Here is an 18980-nt window from a genome sequence, read left to right as displayed (position 1 = left end):
GCATGCCTCCCTTACTTTGCGCCCGGATAGCGATTGACTCGATAGTAGGTCTGCACTTCCGGCGAGTTTGGCTTGTAGCGAGCCTTGCGCTTTTCATCGTTCGTTTCAGTGTCGGCGTGAGCCGGCGTCGCGAGGGGCGCGGCGGCCGTTACGGCGACGCCAGCGCCTGCGCCGAGCGCACGCAGAAAATCGCGACGTCCCACCGACGTCTTGCGTTGCTCTGTCATCTGCCGTTCCTCCTGTCTCTCTCGCCGTGACCTGTTCACGCACCGTTACGACGGCAGCGCGAAGGCCTCGGCTTCGATGTCCACGAATACGCGTCCCAACGCCCCGACCTTGCGGTAGAAGTTCGCCTCTTCCGCCTGCTCGAGATCGGCAAAAAACCGTCCGATCCACGGCGCCAGGTGATTCTCGAAAATTCGCTTGTCGCTTCCGGCCTCTGCCGGAAAGGTCCCATCCGCAATGCCGGACATGATCTCGCACAGCATGGCGGCGTGATCTTCCGGCTCGGCGTTGCCTTCGTTGCGCTCGATGCCCAGCGCGTTGAGGTCGTCACGCAGACGAGCAAGCGGGCGTTCGTGCAGGAAACCGGTGAGATAATACGAGCCGTAGGGCATCAGTTCCCCGCGCCCGACGCCGATGAAGAGATTGAAGAACTCACGCTCGACCACATCCACGCTGGCTGTGCTCGCAGCCTCGGCAAGCGCGATATGGGCAAGGCCCAGCGGCGAGGCATCGCCACGCAGCGTCGAGAGCTTCTTCAGGAAAGCTGCATCAGGTGCGCGCGCAAGTAGCGCGGCAAGCAACCGATATTCCTGCGCGCGCGCGAGATCGATCTCGTCGACGCTGACCTCAGTGGCTTCGCCGTAAAGATCCGGACGCAGCACGGCGCGACTGACATTCGTGGCCTGTTCGACTGCGATCACGCGCTCCGCGGGCACCCGGTCCCAATTGGAGACAGAGGGCTGCGAAATACCGATGCGGCGTGCCAGCTCACTGACACCGCCAGCCGCGCGGATCGCTTCTTCGAGTCCCGTGTCGCGCATTCTTTTCGTTACTGCTTGTGCCGAAAAAAGCTGCACATCCGCCTTCTTGAGAGGCATTCAAAACAATAGGTCCGCGATCTCGAATTGGTCAATAGTTCGAAGCTATGACGGACCTCGGCTAGCGCCCTATTGCGGCAGCGCACGCCCGTGGTGACGTCGCGTCAGCGAAGGCTGATTTTGCTGCGGCGCACCATTATCTTGCGGCGCAACATCAGTCGGGCCTCGACCTGAATCGGTCAGACCTCGTTCGGAAATGTCGGCTCCCTCATCGACTGCGGAGTGCACATCGGCTGCGGGAGTTGAGGTTTCGCAGGCGTGAATGGACTGCCTCACGCTCTCTTGCTGCGATTTCTCGTCACCGGGTGCGTCCTGGGTCTGGAGGCCAGCAACCTCGGTAGCCGCGGTTTTCTTCTCACCCTGGCCGATCAACTCCGCGAACAATCTCTTCGCCACCTCCGGATCGAGAGCGCCGAAACCGGGCATGGCGTCGTTTGCGGTGAAGTCCCACGAATTTTCGGCGAGCCCGATAAAATCGCGGATGACGGGATCAGCCGACCACGCGCGTCGAAGTGCCGCACGGGACAACGCTTCAGGCACGCCCGGCTGCAAGAAAGCCCGGACATCGGTCGCAGGTCCGATCGACTCGAGCGAAGGCAGTTTCGACAGGTCGAAGATGTCCTCGCGCTTGGCGTCCTCGGATTGTGCGGGCGGCTCTTGCGCCTTTGGCTCGTTGCCGGCTGCGTTCGGCGCAGCGGCGTGATCTCGCTCCGACTCAACCGCAGGATCGGCGCTCGCCTCGCGTTTGCGCCGTGACCATCGCGTGAGGAAATCTTCGCGTTCAGTCATTGCCACGCCTTCGATCGATCGGGCTTCGTCGCCCCAGCGCCTCCGGGTCAGCGCGATCCCGCGCGCGCTTGAAAAAGGTCGTGTCTTTCACGTGGTGCGCCGAAACGAACGCCACAAGCGCATCGCGAATGGCGTCAGGCATCGGCACGGCTTCCACGAGATTGACGCCGGTCTCGGTATAGGATTCTCCCTCGGCCGGGTCAGCCGTCACCTTGGTGAGTTGATAAGGTGGATCGGACTCCGTCGGCGCCATCACGATCCACAATTTGCAATCGCCTATAAGATTATCGCGATAGTGCGCGGTCTCGGACGCGTAGAATTCGACCACCGTACTCCCGGCGTAGAACGACATGCGATCATCATCGCCGGACAGCGCAGTCCATGGATTGGCCTCGGGCTCACCGACCAGCACCGCGCTCGGCTGCCAGATGTAATCGATCCACTGGCTCTCGGCCTTCACGCGTTCGACCACGACGCCGACGGGAATGGCGACGAGTGCAGCCATCACGACACCGTTTCGATCTGCCGGATCGGCAATCCGCCGACCAGGTTTTGCGGTTTCATGCGGATGATCTTGTCCGGCGACATGGCGAGAATGAGATAAACCGGTTCGCGGCCGACCCTCTCGATCACGGACGCCGGATCGCGGAACGTCAGACGGAACAGCCCGACCACGCGACCACGCGTTGCTTCATCGAGCTCATCGCCATTCCACAGCGCATCGCCGATCCTGGTCGCATCCTGATCGAGGCCGACATACCAGACCAGGTTGACGTCCCGCATCTCGACCAGCGGCTCGATCGTGACATCCACCGCGAGCAGATGCGAGATCCAGCGCGTCAGCACCTGCGCAAGCGCCTCGAGCCCGCGGCGGCCGGCGGTCAGATCGATCGCGCTGTGAAACAGATCGCTGTGCTCGAAATATTGCTCCGCATTGTCGTCGTTCATGACGTCGATATCGGCCTGCGCCGGAATGCCGAGCATGGAGACAAGCGGCGATGCGGGCGTCGCGCCGGTGCCGCTGATGGTTTCCTCATCGGCCGCGATCAGCGAGCCTTCATGCAGCGTGAGGCGCTGCGGGCGGAAGAACAATTCTGCCGCCCGGAGCACATACGGATCCTCGCAGCCGTCGAGCGCGTTGCGCAGGATCACGTGCACCAGCTGATTGATGAAGATCGGCGGTATCCGTCCGGCGCCATTTCGGACGAGATCGACATAGGCGGCCTCCAGTGTCGGATGCCGCAGCAGATGATCGCGAAACGCCAGCATGAAGGCCCAGTTCTCGCGCGCATCGGCATCGGCAATGGCCGCGATCTCATCTGGCGCGACGCGCCGCTGCGGCTGCGCCATCAGCGCGGCGTAAAGCGCCTTCTCCGCCTCGCAGGCGTCAGGCGGCGGAACAAGTTCGGGCCGCGCGAGGTAGACCTTGAGAAAATCGTCGGTCACGACGAGTCCGCCGGACTCGTTGCGGTCCAGCAGATGATGTCCGCAGGCGATCCAGAAATCCTTCACGTAGAAGCCCTCATTTGCGCTCCCCCTGCGCGAGATTCACAAGGTCGACGCGTTCGCCGGGTTCGTCATCTTCTCCTTCCACATCCATGAAGGCAAAGGCACGGAATGTCTTGCGATCGGCCCGCGGCTTCAGCGTGCGGAACGCTTCGCGGATTTCGCCGCCATCCGCCGTTCGATGAAGCGCGACAAGCGTGTCGGGCTCGTGATCACAAAGCGATTCCGCGAAGGTCAGTTCTTCATCCGCCGCCGCCCGCGCCGCCTCCATGTTCGGAGCGCCGTAGATTTCGACCAGCCGCTGCGCCAGTTGCTCGACCGCATCGGCGCGGCCGTCAGCATCGGTTTCCACGATCTGCACGAGGGTCGACCAGCCGAACGATGACACACCGAGGAAGCCGGATCGAAACGCGGACCGCTCCTTGCCTTGCAGCATTGCAGGATCGGCATCGGCGAATGCGAAGGTTCCAGTCACGGCCCATTCGCCGGGTTCCGCAGCGCGCTCGAACACGAAGGTGTCCGAAGCATCGAGCCGTATGGTCTTGAGCAGCTTCACAGTCGCGGCCCTCGCGTCTTCGGGTCGAGCCACTTTGGAACTGCGAGCGCCGCTTCAAGGCTGCGGCGTTCGACCTCCGCTTGTCCCGTCCTCCGCAACAGCAGATCGCCATTCTCGTCGAGATCGCGGCGGATGCCCGTCTCGGGCGCCAGCCGTTGCAGGTAGCTCTTGGCTACAGCCTCAAAGCCCTGCTCCTGCCAGGCATCGAGCATGACCATGAAATGCCGCGCATAGGATTCCATCAGGCGTTCGGCCCCGAACTCGTCGAAGCCTTCGTCCTCCAGCGCCGCGCTGAGCGGATGCAGGCCGGCATCGATCCCGGACATCGAGACCAGGCGAACCATCGCACCAAATGCGAGCCAGGCCGGAGGTTGATCTTCATCGGCACCGGCCGGCCATGCCATCTGGCCGCCGCCGACAAGCCCGCGATTGACGCTGATCGAATCCGGCCAGTCGATGCGGATGTCGGTGTCCGGCGGCGCATGGGCCGATAGCGTCTCGGCGAGCGCAGCCATGCAGGCATAGAAGGTGCGACGCGCCATTCGCAGGGGTTCGTCCGGTTCCAGCACCAACGCAAATTCCGAGAGGTCAAACCGGCCAACGAAGACCAGCGTGCCCGCGCCCTCTTCGGTCGCGTTGGTCTTCGCATATGCGAAGGCATCGCCGACCTCTCGAAGCGTGACGAGGCGGAACGGCGGCGGCAGACGGATATCGGCGTCAGTCAGCATCGGTGGCGATCGGCTCAGGACGTACCGGCCTTACTTTTTGTTTGGAGCAATTATAGTTTCTGTCTATCTGCATATAGCATCGTCCCACCGGGTGACGAGTCCGGACAGTCAGGCCGGAACGGAGACCAAATGGCCGAGACCAAGCGGCAGATCGTGGTGTGTTCGTGCGAAGACACGATGCCGCTCGACGTCGACACAATCAGGAAAAGCTGCCGGGACGCAGAAATCACTGCGGGCCGTCAGTTTTGCCGGGCCGAACTCGACCGGTTCCGTGCGCTCTTGCCGGACAGCGGCGACACGATCGTGGCCTGCACGCAGGAAACGCCGGTCTTCGAGGAAGCCGCCGCGGAGGCAGGGCGCGACGCGCCGACTTTCGTGAATATCCGCGAAAGCGCCGGTTGGTCGCGCGACGCCGGCCAGGCTACGCCGAAAATAGCTGCACTGCTCGCGGCCGCGGCGGAACCGCTTCCCAGCATCCCCTTCGTCGGACTGCAAAGCGATGGCGTCGTGCTGATCTATGGTCGCGACGAGCGCGCGATCGAGGCCGCTGAACTGCTCAGGGATCATCTCGACGTCACCGTGGTGCTATCCAGACCGGAACATCTTGCACCGCCACGCAAGACCGAATTTCCCGTCGTGAAGGGTACGATACGCGCTGCGCAGGGATGGCTCGGCGCGTTCGAACTGACCGTCGACGATTTTGCGCAACCGGCTCCGTCGTCCCGCGACGAATTGAAATTTGCTGCAGCCCGCAATGGAGCGGTGTCGAAATGCGACATCGTGCTTGATCTGTCGGGCGGCACGCCGCTCTTCCCAGCCGCCGATCTTCGCGACGGGTATCTGCGCGTCGATCCCGGTGACGCCGCCGCGATATTGCGCGCCGTGATGAAAGCGCGCGATCTGACCGGCACCTTCGACAAGCCGCGCTATGTGACTTACGACGCCGACATCTGCGCGCATTCCAGGTCTCGCATTGTCGGCTGTCGCCGGTGTCTCGATCTCTGCCCGACAGGTGCAATCACCCCGGCGGGCGACCATGTCGCGATTTCCGCTGAAATCTGCGCCGGATGCGGACAATGTGCTGCAGCCTGCCCGACCGGCGCCGCAAGCTATGCGCTGCCGACCGCCGATGCGCTGATGCGCAAGTTGCGCGCATTGCTGACCACGTATCGCGAAGCAGGCGGACGCAACGCCATCATGCTGCTGCATGATGCCGAACATGGAACAGATCTGATCGACGCGCTCGCACGGCATGGCAACGGCTTGCCGGCCAACGTCATTCCGTTTGCGGTGAACGAGACCACGCAGGTTGGTCTGGAGGCGATTGCCGCCGCTTTCGCCTATGGCGCGACAGCCGTTCGCTTCCTGCTGCGCGCGCGGCCTCGGCATGACCTGACGGGCCTGCGCAACACAATCGCGCTCGCCGAGCCGATTCTCGCAGGACTTGGATACGGCGAGGGCCGCGTCGCAACGATCGAGACCGACGATCCCGATGCTCTCGATGCGGCGCTTCGCGCGATCGAGCCCAGCCAGATGCGAAGCGCACACGCAAGCTTCCATCCGGCGGGCAGCAAGCGCGACGTTCAGCGGCTTGCCCTGCGCGAACTGCATCGCGTTGCTCCGCAGCCGGTTGACGTGATTGCGCTACCACAAGGCGCGCCGTTCGGTGCCGTCGAAGTGAATGCCGAAGGCTGCACGCTATGCCTCGCCTGCGTTTCGGCATGTCCGACCGGCGCGATGTCGGCCGATCCCGATCGTCCGATGCTGAAATTCACGGAAGACGCCTGCGTTCAATGCGGCCTTTGTGCAGCGACGTGTCCGGAGAAAGTCATTACGCTCAGACCGCAACTCGACTTCCGCGCGGCAACCGCGTCCGCGCGCGTCATGAAGCAGGAAGACCCGTTCGAGTGCATCCGTTGCGGCAAGCCGTTCGGTGTGAAGAGCACGATCGAGCGCGTGACCGCAAAGCTCGAAGGCAAGCACTGGATGTTCAAGGGCCAGGCCGACCGGCTGAACGTGCTGAAGATGTGTGAGGATTGCCGCGTGATCGCGGTGACCGAGCAGGCCTTCGACCCGTATGGCGCCGGCATCCCCGAGCGTCCGCGACCACGGACCACAGACGATTATCTGCGTGAGACAGACGAGAAGCACCAAAGCTAGACCGTCACTTCGCGACTGTCGCCTTCTGCAGGAATTCCATCAGGGCCTTGCGATCCTCCGCCGAACCGATCGTCTGTTCCGGCATCTTGGTGCCGGGCGTATAGGCGGCCGGCCCGATCTCGAACAATTTTGAAACCGTCTCCGGCGTCCAGACGATGTCGAGCTTCCTGAGCGCTTCCGAGAAGCTGTAACCCGGCAGCGTCGCGATCTTGCGCCCGAAAATGCCCGAAAGCGTTGGCCCCGCGCGATTGCCTTCATCGGGCGACAGCGTGTGGCAGGCGATGCAGGCGCGATAGATTTCGGCGCCACGGTCGCCGGCATAGGCGGCAAGCGGATCGCCAGCTTCGTTGAGCGGAACCGCACCGACAGGTTCTCCGGTTTCCGTATTCCAGCGGCGCACCATGCGGTCGGCGCCACCGGTGAGGAGAATCTTGTTGTCCGGAAAGAATGCTACGGACCAGACCGGCAAGCCCGGCCCGACAAGACTGCGCAGGATCATGCGCGCCTTGCGGTCAACGACGGCCACAGAGCCACGAATACCCGCTGCAGCGAGAAGTGCGCCGTTCGGTGACATTGCAAGCGAGATGACCGGTGTTTCGGTGATATCCATGCTGCCCGTCGGCTCACCCTTCGGCGACACGAAGTAAAGCGAACCATTCGCACCGGCGGCAGCGATCTCGCCATCGGCAGCAACCACGACGGCGTTCAGCGCCGCAGGCAGCGTGGCGACGACAGGCGCTGCGTTACCCGACAATGGCCAGATTCGTATGGTCGCGTCGTAACCTGCACTGACGAGCGAGTTCCCGTCCGCTGTGAATGCGACACCGTTCACATTCTGCGTGTGTCCCTCGAGCACGCGAGGAGGTCCGCCCGCCAACGGCCAGAGCCTGATGGTGCGGTCCCAGGAAGCCGAAGCCACCGTTCCTCCGTCCGGCGACACCGCAAGCGCCACCACCGGCGCGGTATGTCCTTCGAATGTCCGCTCGGGCAGCGATGCGCCCTGCTTCCAGACGGCGATCTTTCCGTCCTCGCCACCCGTCACCACGCGTCCGTCTTTCAGGATGGCAACCGCATTCACCGCGCTCTCATGGAAGCGCAACACCTGCTCGGCTGCATTGCGCGACAGCGACCATCTGATCGCGGAGGTATCGAAGCTTCCCGAGATTGCGCTGGCGCCATCGGACGACACCGCAACCGCGCGTACCGGTCCACCGTGCCCGCGCATCTGCGCATTGGCGGAAACGCCGGTCAGTATTGCGAGGACGACCGCACAGGTGGCGCGCACGAGCATGCAGAAACGCGATCCAGACTTTGAGTCCCTGCATCCGCAGGAACGAACGATTGTGCCGTCGCCTAGGTTATTGATCCGCCGGGCGCATGCCCAGCGCTGAGATGCGGTTCCGGGTGGTTTCTTCACGCAGCACCTCGCGAAACGCTTTGACCGCGGGCCGATCGCGCCCGTTTTCGACCATGATGAAGTCATACTCTTCCGGCGCCACCGGTATGAAGCCGAGACCATAGAGGCGCGCAACGGGCTCGATCGCAAAGCCCCAGTCGGCGCGCCCCTGCGCGATCGCCGCCGCGACGGCGTTATGCGACTTCGGCTGATTGGTGTAGCCGGGCGGGCGCACGCCCTTCAGCTTTTCATCCATCAGCACACGCGTGCCGGAACCGGCGTTGCGATTCACCATCAGGCAGGACGGATCGGCGAGCGCAGCCGCTATCGCATCGTTTGCGTCCTTGCCTTCAAACCGCGCATCGCCCTTTCGATACAGGAACCCCTGCGAACGCTGCCAGCCCTTGAGGAGCGACAGCCCCTGCTCAACGAGGTGCGTATTGTAGCGCCCGCTTTTTGGATCAATCAGGTGCACCGGGGCGATGTCGCATTCGCCCCGACGCGCAGCGGCAACGCCGCCGAGACTGCCGACCGCAATCACGCGCGCATGGAATCCGCGATCGGCAAGCGCTCCGACCACAACGTCCAGCGCCACGTCATGGCTTCCCATGATCACGAGATCGGGGGCACGCACGTCCGCGCCGATCAGTGTCACCTCGGTCGTCGTTTCCGCATCAAGCGCACTCGCGAGTGCGTCGATCTCAATGAAGCCGTCCGCCTGCGAGAAGGCGGTGACCGAGCCCGACCCTTTCGCCGACGGGAACGCGATCACGCCATCCTCGCCCTGCACCAGGGCGACCAGCGCGAATTCCTTGCGTCCGAGTTCGGACGGCACGCGCATCGGAATGCGCGCCTGGACCCTGCGTGAATGCTCCGCGGGCAAACCCGCCATCGCGCGGATAACCGGCGCGACGAAGGCGTGGAAGGTGAAGATCGCGGATGTCGGAAATCCCGGCAGCACGACCACCGGCTTGCCATCCGCGACCGCGAGGCACAGTGGCTTGCCGGGCTTCAGCGCAACGCCGTGCACCAGGATGCCGGGCTCGCCAAGCGCCGATACGATCCGGTGTGAAAGGTCGCCCGCGCCTTTCGACGTGCCTCCGGACAGCACCAGCATGTCGTTTTCGGCGAGCGCCTTGTGCATGGCAGCGGCGAGCGCGGCCTCGTCATCGGGAAATGCACCATACCCGACCGCCTGGCCGCCGGCCTCGGTCACGGCCGCCGCGACGATCGCTCCGTTGCTGTCGTAGATGCCGGCGGGTCGCAGCGCCTCTCCAACCGGCACGAGCTCATCGCCCGTCGAGAGCACGGCGACCTTCGGACGCCGCATGACTTCGACCTGCGCGATGCCGCAGGCCGCGAGCATCCCGATCTCGCGCGAGCCGATCACGGTGCCCTTGCGCAGCAATGTCTCGCCGCGCGCGATATCCGAACCGGTATAGGCGATGAATTGTCCGGGCGCGACGGCCTTGCGTATCTCAATGCCCGGCGCATGCTCGTCGTCGAGCAGCTCGGTGTTTTCGAGCATGACAACCGCGTCGGCACCGCGCGGAATCACGCCTCCGGTCGCAAGCGCGGTTGCCGTTCCCGGCATCACTTCGACCTGCGGGGCATGCCCGCAGGCGATCACTTCGCGATTGAGTGCAAGGCGGCGCGGCGCATTGTCGGTGGCGCCCACTGTATCGGCTGCCCGCACTGCAAAACCGTCGACACCCGAGCGGTCGAACGGCGGAACATCGATCGGCGCCGCGATATCATGCGCGAGCACGCGCCCGAGCGCCGCAGTGAGCGACACGCTTTCACTGCCGCGAGGCGACAGATCGAGATGACGCCGGAAGCGCTTCGTTGCCTCGTCCGCAGACACAACTTCAAGGAACTGCTCTTGCCGCGCCGCGCGGCGCACAGCGTCGATGAGGGCATGTTCCGGCTTGGTCAGGCGGGTCACGGCAGCGGCCTCATGTCGATCGCAGTGCCGGCCGGATAACCTTCACTCTCTGCGGGAACCAGCATCCAGCCATCTGCGCGCGCGACAGATTGCAGCGAAAGATAACCGGTGGCGAGAGGCTCGACTCCGTCACCGCCACTGCGGAGCGGAACGACCTCGGCAAGTCCGATTGTCGATGTCACCTTTCGCGTCAGCACCGCCTTGACCGGAATATCCCGAGAAGTGGCGGCCGTGAGCCGATCGACAAGCGGCCGGCCAATCGTCAGCCAGCATGCGAGCACAGCATCAAGGCGACCGGGCATGAGCAGCACCGGACGGCTATTCGCCATCCCGAATGCCGATGTCTCGCCCGGAGCAAGCCCGATCCCGTGGCACGTCACGACACCCGCGCGTGACAGGGCAATGACGGAGCGATCGTCACGCCCAGCGCCGGTTCCGCCGATGGCAATGATCGCGTCGCTTTCACCAGCGCGCAGAGCCTCTTCAATATCTGACGACACATCTATCGTCGCGCCTGCGGACGCGGCCACTCGCGCGACGAAATCAGCCGCCGCTCCCAGAATTGCATCGTCCGGGCGCGTGTTGACGATGCGAAGCCGAGGTTGCCTGACCCGGATCTCGGATACATGCGCGGCCGAAAGCACGGCGATATCGCTTGCGCGCAATCGCGATCCGGCGGCGCAGAACAACGCATTTGCCTCGACGTCACCGGCAGCCGGCAGAACGCTTTCGCCCGGCGCGACCGGCGCCATGATCTGCATCAGCCCGCCAATCACTGTCACGGCGTCGAGCGGCGCGACCGCATCGGTATCGACGGGCAGCACGGCAAACGCATCAACGCGTTCGGGCGGCGGCTGCAGCGTCAGCGGCGCATAAGGACCGGCGTCACGCGTTGCGTCGGATGAAACGGCCAATCCGTCGCGGGCGGCCAACGGCCGCGGCGGCAAGGCGTCCTCCGCAATGAGATCAGCGGCAAGAACGCAGCCCTGTGCTTCCGCCACCGCCATCGCTCGCGGCGCGACAGGTTCGATCCCCGCGATAGATGCTAGGACATCCGCGAGAGGTGTCAGGCGCGCGATGCGCTGATGAGATGCTATATCCGCATTCATGGTTGCGTTTCTGACGAACCGCCCATACTGGGTCAAGTTACTGAAATAGTTGTTGGTTTGCAGACATATTGAACGAGTACCGGCATAGCTTGAGCCTATGGGGATGAGCGAAAAAACCATCAATCTGCGCGGCCTGAAATGTCCGCTCCCGGCGCTTCGGACCCGCAAGGTGCTGGGCGGCCTGACGGCGGGCGAGGTGATCTTGGTCGAATGCACCGATCCTCTGGCCGCGATCGACATCCCGAATCTGATCAACCAGACCGGAGACGTCCTTGAGAGCACCGAACGGTCCAATGACGTGCTGACGTTCCGAATCCGCAAGGCAGTTCGGCAGGCACCCGGGACAAGTTGAATTTGTCGGCGGCTTCAGAGATTGTCGCGCCCCTGCCTGCCTCCGGAGATCAATCCTTGCCGGCTTCGAACGATATACCCCGCGCTTCGACAGCGCTCGCCCGCTTCACCGTGCTCGACCTGACCCGCGTGCGGGCAGGACCGACATGCGCGCGACAATTGGCGGACTGGGGCGCCAATGTGATCAAGATCGAGGCGCCGGAGCGGCTGGAGGGCGGGGACCCGATCGGCGGGGCGCGCCACGGCGCGGATTTCCAGAATTTGCACCGCAACAAGCGCTCGATCACGCTCGATCTGAAGAGCGAGGCCGGCCGCGCGGCGTTGTTAAGGCTCGTAGAACACGCAGACGTCGTGATCGAGAACTATCGTCCGGACGTCAAAAGACGTCTGAGGATCGATTATCTGGACCTGAAGGCCATCAACCCCCGCATCGTCTATGCCAGCATCTCGGCCTACGGCCAGGACGGCCCGTACGAGAAATGGCCGGGCTTCGACCAGATCGCACAGGGCATGGGCGGCATCATGTCGGTCACCGGACTGCCGGGCCAGGGACCGGTGCGCGCAGGGGCGGCGGTCGCCGACATGGCGGCCGGACTGTTCGCCGCGCTTGGCGTGATGACCGCATTGCTCGAACGCGAGCAATCCGGCGAGGGGCAGTATGTGGAGACCTCGCTACTCGCCGCGCAAATCTTCCTGCTCGACTTTCAGGCGGCGCGCTGGCTGATCGACAAGGAAGTGCCTGGTCAGGCCGGCAACAACCATCCGACCAGCGTACCGACCGGCGTCTACAAAACGAAGGACGGACACATCAACATCGCCACCACCGGCTCGCCGACCTGGGTGCGCTTCTGCAAGGCGATCGAGGGCGAGCATCTGATCGAGCATCCGGATTACGCCACCAACGCTTTGCGGCTGAAGAACCGCGATGCGCTCAACGCCGATATCGAGAAGGCGCTCGCAAGCGATACCAGCGCATCCTGGATCGAACGGTTGAATGCCGCAGGCGTCGCCGCCGGTCCGATCTACAAGATGGACGAAGTTTTCGCGGACAAGCAGGTACAGCACCTCGGTATCGCAACCGACATGCAGACCCCCGACCGCGGCACGCTGCAGGTGATCCGTCAGCCGTTCTCGCTGTCGCGCACCCCGAGCACGATCGCGATGCACACACCCGAGCGCGGCGAGCACACCGACGAGGTGCTGGCCGAATTTGGATTCAGCAATGATGAGATCGACGCGCTGAAGAAAGCCGGCGCAGTTTAGTTGTCACCGTCATGCCCGGCCTCGCGCCGGGCATCCACGTCTCGCAACAACACCAAGACGTGGATGGCCGGGTCAAGCCCGGCCATGACGAACACGGAAAGGATTAAGTCAATGACCGACAAGATGCTCTCGCGCAAAGAAGGCGGGATCGGCTACGTGATCTTCAACAACCCGGAGCGTCACAACGCCGTTTCGATGGAGATGTGGGCGGCGACGCGCACCATCCTCGATCAGTTCCGCGACGATGCGGACGTGCGCGCCGTGGTTCTGACCGGCGCCGGCGGCAAGGCCTTCGTGTCGGGCGCTGACATTTCGAAATTCGGCGCCGAACGCTCGAACGAAGAAGCCGTTGCGAAATACAATGCCACGACGGAACAGGCGTTTTCCGGCGTGCATGACTTCCCGAAGCCGACGATCGCGATGATTCGCGGTTATTGCATCGGCGGCGGCATGGCGCTAGCGACCTGCTGCGATATTCGCATCGCAACGCCGGGCTCGAAGTTCGGTATTCCTGCAGCGAAGCTCGGCCTCGGCTACGACCACAAGGGCGTCCGGCGGCTGATGAATGTGGTCGGCCCCTCCTTCGCGAAAGAAATCTTTTTCACGGCACGTCAATTCGACGCCGAGGAAGCGCGCATGATGGGTTTCGTGAACCGCGTAGTCCCGGACGAGGAGCTGGAGAGCTACGTGAAGGATTACGGCAGCATGATCGCCGCGAACGCACCGCTCACGATCGGCGCGGCAAAGCATACGATCAGCGAATTGCTGAAGGACGAACCCGAGCGCGACATCGACAGCGTCGTCGCTGCGGTCAATCGCTGCTTCGGCAGCAAGGACTATATCGAGGGCCGCACCGCATTCATGGAGAAGCGCAAACCGGTATTCCGCGGAGTCTAGAACTCCTGGGCTATCCTGAATTTCGCCTCGTGAAATGCGGCCATCGCCCGGGGCAAGGTGGCCGCGCCGAACCAAAGCTGCTAAGACGCGCGCCTCGATTTTTTCGCTCCGTGCACGAGGCAATCATGTACACCGATCTGCAGCTTTACATCGACGGCGAATGGATTAACGGAGCCGGCCGCAAGGGCGAGGAGGTGATCAACCCCGCCACCGGCAAGTCGCTCGGCACGCTGCCGCATGCATCGGGAGCCGATCTCGACCGTGCTGTGGCTGCCGCTGACGAGGGGCTCGCGGTGTGGCGCGCCACCACCGCCTATGATCGCGCCAAGGTGATGCGCAAGGCCGCCGACCTCGTGCGCGAACGCGCCGACGCAATCGCGCGCGTGATGGTCCAGGAGCAGGGCAAGCCGCTGGTCGAGGCCAGGGGCGAGGTGATCGTCACCGCCGACATCATCGACTGGATGGCGGAAGAAGGCCGGCGCGCCTATGGGCGTATCGTACCGGGCCGTGGCAAGAACGTGCGTCAGCTCGTTGTGCAGGAACCGGTCGGCGTCGTTGCCGCCTTCACGCCGTGGAACTTCCCGACGCTGACCCCGGTGCGCAAGATCGCGGGCGCGCTCGCCGCCGGATGCTCGATCATCATCAAGGCGTCGGAAGAAACTCCGGGTTCCTGCGTCGAACTGGTGAAGTGTTTCGTCGATGCCGGGCTGCCGAAAGGCGTGCTCAATCTCGTATTCGGCGTGCCTTCGGAGGTTTCCGAACATCTGATCGGCGCCGACAGCGTGAAGAAGATTTCGTTCACCGGTTCGGTGCCTGTCGGCAAGCTGCTTGCCGGACTTGCGGCGAAGGGCATGAAGCGCGCGACCATGGAGCTTGGTGGCCATTCGCCGGTCGTGGTGTTCGGCGACGCCGATCCGGAAAAGACTGCCGATACCATCGCGGCGTTCAAGTATCGCAATGCCGGCCAGGTCTGCATCTCGCCGACGCGCTTCTATGTGCAGGAGGGCGTGTATGATCGCTTCCTCAAGCGCTTCACTGAATTCGCCAACAACGTGAAGCTCGGTGATGGTCTCGAGAAGGACACGACGATGGGACCGCTCGCCAATGCGCGCCGCCTCGACGCGATGGAAGCTATCGTGAACGACGCGAAGAACCGTGGCGGCAAGATCGTGACCGGCGGCAAGCGCCACGGCAACCAGGGCTATTTCTTCGAGCCCACCGTGATCACCGACGTGCCGGACGATTCAAAGATCATGACGGAGGAGCCGTTCGGCCCGGTCGCGCCGATCGTGCCGTTCAAGACCTTCGACGAGGTGGTGGAGCGCGCCAACTCGCTGCCGTTCGGTCTTGCGTCCTACGCCTTCACGACCAATGCGCAGACGGCGACGATGATCGGTGACGCGCTGCAGTCTGGCATGGTTGGCGTGAATTCGGTGGCGATCTCGACGCCGGAGACGCCGTTCGGTGGCATCAAGGAATCCGGCTACGGCCAGGAGGGCGGCATCGAAGGACTTGAAGCTTACACCAACCGCAAGTTCATCTCGCAGGGTTGACGTCATCGTCGCCTGCGAAACTGGGCGAGGGTGTGCTGAGAAACTCAATGCCCCGCTTTTGCGGGGCATTTCCTTTTCAGGCGTCCACCTCTTCGGGACGGATGATCTCCATCCCTTGGCACGCGCGCCAGACCTTCTCCATCGTCGCCGGCATGTCCATGTGCGCCGCGGCAGGAACCGCATCCGCAATAGCATTCATGATCGCAGCTAGCGATGCGGTGGTGCCGGCTTCACCGACGCCCTTCACGCCGAGCGGATTTGTGGTTGCCGGAACGGGATGCGAGTCGTCGCGCAGCAGCGACGGCATGTTGTGCGCGCGCGGCATCGCGTAATCCATGAACGACCCGGTCACCAGCTGACCACTGGCGGCATCATAGACCGCGTGCTCGAACAGCACCTGCCCGAGACCCTGCGCGATGCCGCCATGCACCTGGCCATGCACCAGCTTGTGGTCGAGCATGGTGCCGCAATCGTCGACCGCGAAATAGCCGACCACCGCGACCTCGCCGGTCTCCGGTTCGACCTCGACCTCCGCGAGATGGCACCCGTTCGGAAAGGTCTGCGGCGTGTCGACGTCGCGCTTGGTGTCGAGGCTTTCCGCGATTTCGCCCTTGTCTTTCATCTCGGCAGCTTTCGCAGCGAGATCGAACAGGCCAATGGCGCGGTCGGTGCCAACCACTTCGAACAATCCGCGGCGATACGCGATGTCCTTCTCGTCGGCTTCAAGGATATGCGCGGCCAACGCCTTGCCCTTTTCGAGCATCGCCTCGACGGTACGCACCACCGCGGTGCCTGCGGTGATCGTCGAACGTGACGCGACCGACGGCCAGCCCTTGATCTCGAAATCGCTGTCGCCCTGCCGGTGCTTTACCAGCGCGGGATCGAGTGCCAGCTTGTCGGCGACGAGGCGCGTATAGACCGTCGCGTGGCCCTGCCCGGTATTGCCGACATTCATATTCACGACCAGCGTTCCATTGCCAGGGAACGTGAGCCACGCACCTTCGTTCGGTACGCCGCCGGAATGCTCCAGGAAACAGGAGATGCCAAGACCGCGCAGCTTGCCGTTCTCGCGCGATTGCGCACGGCGCTGCTCGAACCCGTCGACCTTAGCCAGCGCCAGCGCCTTCTCGAAGATCTGCGGAAACTCGCCGCTGTCGAATGTGGTTCCGACTGCCGTCTTGAACGGAATGGCTGACGGCGGAATGAGATTGCGTTTACGGATCTCGATCTTGTCGATGCCGGTAACGCGCGCGGCCTCGTCGACCAGCCGCTCGATCAGATAATTCGCTTCCGGTCGTCCGGCACCGCGATAGGGGCCGGTGGGCAGGGTGTTGGTGTAGACGCATTGCACGCCGATATCGATCTTGCCGATGTCGTACATCGCCGGAAAGCAGCGCGCGAAATTGTTGGTCGCAAGCTGAATGCCGGCAGAGGCGACATACGCGCCGAGATTCTGGACCTGACGCGCGCGGAGTGCCAAGAACTTGCCGTTGGCATCGAGCGCAAGCTCTCCGACGGTAACGTTGTCGCGCGCCTGGTTGTCGCTGTTGAACGCTTCCGACCGGCTCGCCATCCAGTGGACCTTGCGGCCGTATTTCTTCGCCGCGGCGAGCAGCACCGGATATTCCGGATACGCGCCGCTCTTCAGCCCGAAGGCTCCGCCGACATCGTCCGTCAGCACGCGCAATGCCTGCTTCTCGATGCCCATAATGGCCGCGAGCATGTCGCGCATCGGGCCGGCGCCCTGCGAGCAGACGCGCAATGTGTAGCGGCCGGTCTTTGCATCGAAGCTCGCCGTGCCGCCGCGCGTCTCCATCGTCGCCATGACCATGCGCTGCTGGGCAACGCTGACACGCGCGACATGCGCGGCAGATTTGATGATCTCGTCAACCGCCGCAACATTGGCCGGATCATCGACCGGGCCCGGGAAATCGATGGCGAGATTGCCGGCGATGCCGTCGAACAATTGCGGCGCATCGGGCTTCAGCGCTTTCTGCGCATCGACGACCGCCGGCAATTCCTCATACTCGATGGCGACAAGCTCGGCCGCATCCAGGGCCTGGGTCAGGCTGTCGGCGATCACCATGACGACAGCTTCGCCGACATGCATGACCTTGCGTTCCGCAAGGCAGGGCCGGTGCGAGAAAGCGATCTTGGCGCCGCCGCGGCCGGCAATCGGTGGATGCCGAGTCACCGTACCGATCCCCTCAAGATCGGCCGCGGTCATAATCCCGAGGACGCCGGGCGCCCTCAGCGCCTCATCCAGTGAAATCGACACGATGCCGGCATGCGCATAGGGCGAGCGCACGAACACGGCGTGGGCCACGCCCTGCTTTTCGACATCGTCGACGAACTGGCCGCGCCCGCGGATGAGGGCGTCGTCCTCGACGCGGGGGCCGTGGTGGGAAGGGTCCGAATCAGCAGCCATGCGAAGGGTGATAAGCGGGCAGGAAGCCTTATGGAAGAGGGGCGCGCTGCGCCCTGATCATGTCGGCGATGCCCGCCAGCGTCTCGTTTGTCAACGGAATGTCGACCGGCTGGTTGCGCTCGGCCGACAGATCGGCGGCCAGATAGCACTCCATGACGGTGCGCGCGCTTTCCGGCGACACCATGGGCGGCCGATCCATGATGCACGATTCCAGGAAATGGATGGTCTCCGGGCCCATCTGGCCGGCGAAAACGTGGTCGACCTGCTCTCCCGGCATGGTCGACATCGGGTATTGCATCCCGTCCTTCACGGTATTCAACCAGTGGTCGCGCGCCGTGTCGTCGAGGAACAGCGAGCCCTCGGTGCCGGTGATCTCGATCGTAGTGGCGCAGTAATTCGGGTAGCTCGGCGGCAGGTTCCATCCGCCACCGATGGCGACGAGCACGCCGTTGTCCATTTTCACCGTCGACCACATGACGTCATAGGAGCCGTTGACCGGCTGCATGTAACCATACGCACCCTGCGAATAGACGCTGACGGGCTTTGCCGGCTCGAGCAACCAGAACACGATGTCGAGATCGTGGGTGGATTCCATCGCGGCGGGCGACAGACGCACGCGGCTCGCGATCTTCTTGCCAAGGCTGCGCGACAGATGCCGGCTCACCATCACCGAGACCGGCTTGCCGAGCGTGCCGTCATTCAGCTTTTTCTTGGCGTAGGCGAACTTGGTGTTGAAGCGCTGCGAATAGCCGATGGTAAACTTGACGTTGTTCCGCTTTGCGATGGCGATCAGTTCGTCGGCTTCGTAGAGTTCGAGCGCGATCGGCTTTTCGAGCAGCACATGCTTGCCGGCTTTCAGGCAATCGCGGGCGATCGGGTAATGCGTGTTCTCGGGCGTGGTGGAGATGTAAACGACGCGGACATCGTCGTTCTTCACGATGTCCTGATAGTCGGCCGTCGCGACCGCGGCGTTGGTGAGTTCCTTGATTTCCTTCAGCCGGTCCGGCCTGATCTCGCAAACATGCAGCTTCTTGACCAACGGATAGCGCGACAAGGTTTCTGCACGAATGCCGCCGCACCATCCGGTGCCGATGACAGCCACTTCAACAGGTTCTACCGGCATTTCGTCCCTTGAAATTTGTTGTCGTTGCAGCAATCAAGAGAAACATGCGGCGGCAATATTCGCAAATTGACGC

Annotated in this window: 17 protein-coding genes; 5 read left to right on the top strand and 12 right to left on the bottom strand. The window is 63.4% G+C overall.

Annotated elements, in window-relative coordinates; translation table 11 throughout:
* Positions 1 to 11: 11 nt before the first annotated feature.
* From VNZ93_RS06105 to VNZ93_RS06075, 7 genes are all read right to left on the bottom strand, one after another.
* Positions 12 to 227, bottom strand: a complete 216-nt coding sequence (locus VNZ93_RS06105) for a twin-arginine translocation signal domain-containing protein (protein ID WP_325701548.1) — start codon at positions 225 to 227, stop codon at positions 12 to 14.
* Between the two features lie 45 nt (positions 228 to 272).
* Positions 273 to 1046, bottom strand: coding sequence for a Cro/CI family transcriptional regulator (locus VNZ93_RS06100; RefSeq protein WP_325701545.1), 774 nt, complete (start codon positions 1044 to 1046; stop codon positions 273 to 275).
* 126 nt (positions 1047 to 1172) lie between these two features.
* A complete protein-coding gene (locus VNZ93_RS06095; protein WP_325701542.1) occupies positions 1173 to 1892 on the bottom strand; it encodes a DUF3306 domain-containing protein in 720 nt (239 codons plus the stop codon).
* Positions 1885 to 2397, bottom strand: a complete 513-nt coding sequence (locus VNZ93_RS06090; RefSeq protein ID WP_325701539.1) for a DUF3305 domain-containing protein — start codon at positions 2395 to 2397, stop codon at positions 1885 to 1887. The genes VNZ93_RS06095 and VNZ93_RS06090 overlap by 8 nt, the downstream gene beginning before the upstream one ends.
* Entirely contained in the window at positions 2397 to 3404 is a 1008-nt protein-coding gene (locus tag VNZ93_RS06085) for a DUF6352 family protein (RefSeq protein WP_325701536.1), read from the bottom strand. The genes VNZ93_RS06090 and VNZ93_RS06085 overlap by 1 nt, the downstream gene beginning before the upstream one ends.
* Positions 3405 to 3414: 10 nt before the next feature.
* A complete protein-coding gene (locus tag VNZ93_RS06080; RefSeq protein WP_325701533.1) occupies positions 3415 to 3987 on the bottom strand; it encodes a DUF6505 family protein in 573 nt (190 codons plus the stop codon).
* The gene (locus tag VNZ93_RS06075) at positions 3951 to 4682 is read right to left on the bottom strand and encodes a biotin/lipoate--protein ligase family protein (RefSeq protein ID WP_325701530.1); all 732 of its coding nucleotides are present in this window, start codon (positions 4680 to 4682) and stop codon (positions 3951 to 3953) included. The genes VNZ93_RS06080 and VNZ93_RS06075 overlap by 37 nt, the downstream gene beginning before the upstream one ends.
* 177 nt (positions 4683 to 4859) lie before the next feature.
* Between VNZ93_RS06075 and VNZ93_RS06070 the strand changes: the two genes are divergently transcribed.
* Positions 4860 to 6842 carry a 4Fe-4S binding protein gene (locus tag VNZ93_RS06070; RefSeq protein WP_325701636.1) on the top strand — a complete coding sequence of 661 codons (1983 nt, stop codon included), beginning with the start codon at positions 4860 to 4862 and terminating at the stop codon, positions 6840 to 6842.
* 4 nt (positions 6843 to 6846) lie between these two features.
* Here the strand turns inward: VNZ93_RS06070 and VNZ93_RS06065 are convergent, their stop codons facing one another.
* The 3 genes from VNZ93_RS06065 to VNZ93_RS06055 form a co-directional block, all read right to left on the bottom strand.
* Positions 6847 to 8133, bottom strand: coding sequence for a c-type cytochrome (locus VNZ93_RS06065; RefSeq protein WP_325701527.1), 1287 nt, complete (start codon positions 8131 to 8133; stop codon positions 6847 to 6849).
* A 67-nt stretch (positions 8134 to 8200) separates the two neighbouring features.
* Positions 8201 to 10183, bottom strand: coding sequence for a molybdopterin biosynthesis protein (locus tag VNZ93_RS06060; protein ID WP_325701524.1), 1983 nt, complete (start codon positions 10181 to 10183; stop codon positions 8201 to 8203).
* Positions 10180 to 11190: a molybdopterin-binding protein gene (locus tag VNZ93_RS06055; protein WP_414709992.1), complete on the bottom strand. Its 1011-nt coding sequence runs from the start codon at positions 11188 to 11190 to the stop codon at positions 10180 to 10182. Before VNZ93_RS06055 ends, VNZ93_RS06060 begins: the two co-directional genes overlap by 4 nt.
* Positions 11191 to 11395: 205 nt before the next feature.
* Here VNZ93_RS06055 and VNZ93_RS06050 point away from each other — a divergent pair, with 205 nt between their 5' ends.
* The 4 genes from VNZ93_RS06050 (at position 11396) to VNZ93_RS06035 (ending at position 15356) form a co-directional block, all read left to right on the top strand.
* Positions 11396 to 11644, top strand: coding sequence for a sulfurtransferase TusA family protein (locus tag VNZ93_RS06050; protein ID WP_325701519.1), 249 nt, complete (start codon positions 11396 to 11398; stop codon positions 11642 to 11644).
* 56 nt (positions 11645 to 11700) lie between these two features.
* Entirely contained in the window at positions 11701 to 12906 is a 1206-nt protein-coding gene (locus tag VNZ93_RS06045) for a CoA transferase (RefSeq protein ID WP_325701516.1), read from the top strand.
* Positions 12907 to 12969: 63 nt separating this feature from the next.
* Complete coding sequence (locus VNZ93_RS06040; RefSeq protein ID WP_325701513.1) at positions 12970 to 13803, top strand: enoyl-CoA hydratase; 834 nt, start codon at positions 12970 to 12972, stop codon at positions 13801 to 13803.
* A gap of 125 nt (positions 13804 to 13928) precedes the next feature.
* Positions 13929 to 15356 (top strand): NAD-dependent succinate-semialdehyde dehydrogenase, encoded by a 1428-nt coding sequence (locus tag VNZ93_RS06035; RefSeq protein ID WP_325701510.1) that lies wholly within the window; start codon positions 13929 to 13931, stop codon positions 15354 to 15356.
* 76 nt (positions 15357 to 15432) lie between these two features.
* Here the strand turns inward: VNZ93_RS06035 and VNZ93_RS06030 are convergent, their stop codons facing one another.
* Together VNZ93_RS06030 and VNZ93_RS06025 are read right to left on the bottom strand one after the other, a co-directional pair.
* Complete coding sequence (locus tag VNZ93_RS06030; RefSeq protein ID WP_325701508.1) at positions 15433 to 17784, bottom strand: xanthine dehydrogenase family protein molybdopterin-binding subunit; 2352 nt, start codon at positions 17782 to 17784, stop codon at positions 15433 to 15435.
* 28 nt (positions 17785 to 17812) lie between these two features.
* Entirely contained in the window at positions 17813 to 18907 is a 1095-nt protein-coding gene (locus tag VNZ93_RS06025) for a Gfo/Idh/MocA family oxidoreductase (protein WP_325701505.1), read from the bottom strand.
* Positions 18908 to 18980 lie beyond the last annotated feature (73 nt).

Source organism: Pseudorhodoplanes sp. (assembly GCF_035565795.1).
In the GTDB taxonomy this organism is placed as follows: Bacteria; Pseudomonadota; Alphaproteobacteria; order Rhizobiales; family Xanthobacteraceae; genus Pseudorhodoplanes.
The sequence above is the reverse complement of the archived record's forward strand: the minus strand, read 5'-3'. Positions and strand labels throughout refer to the sequence as shown.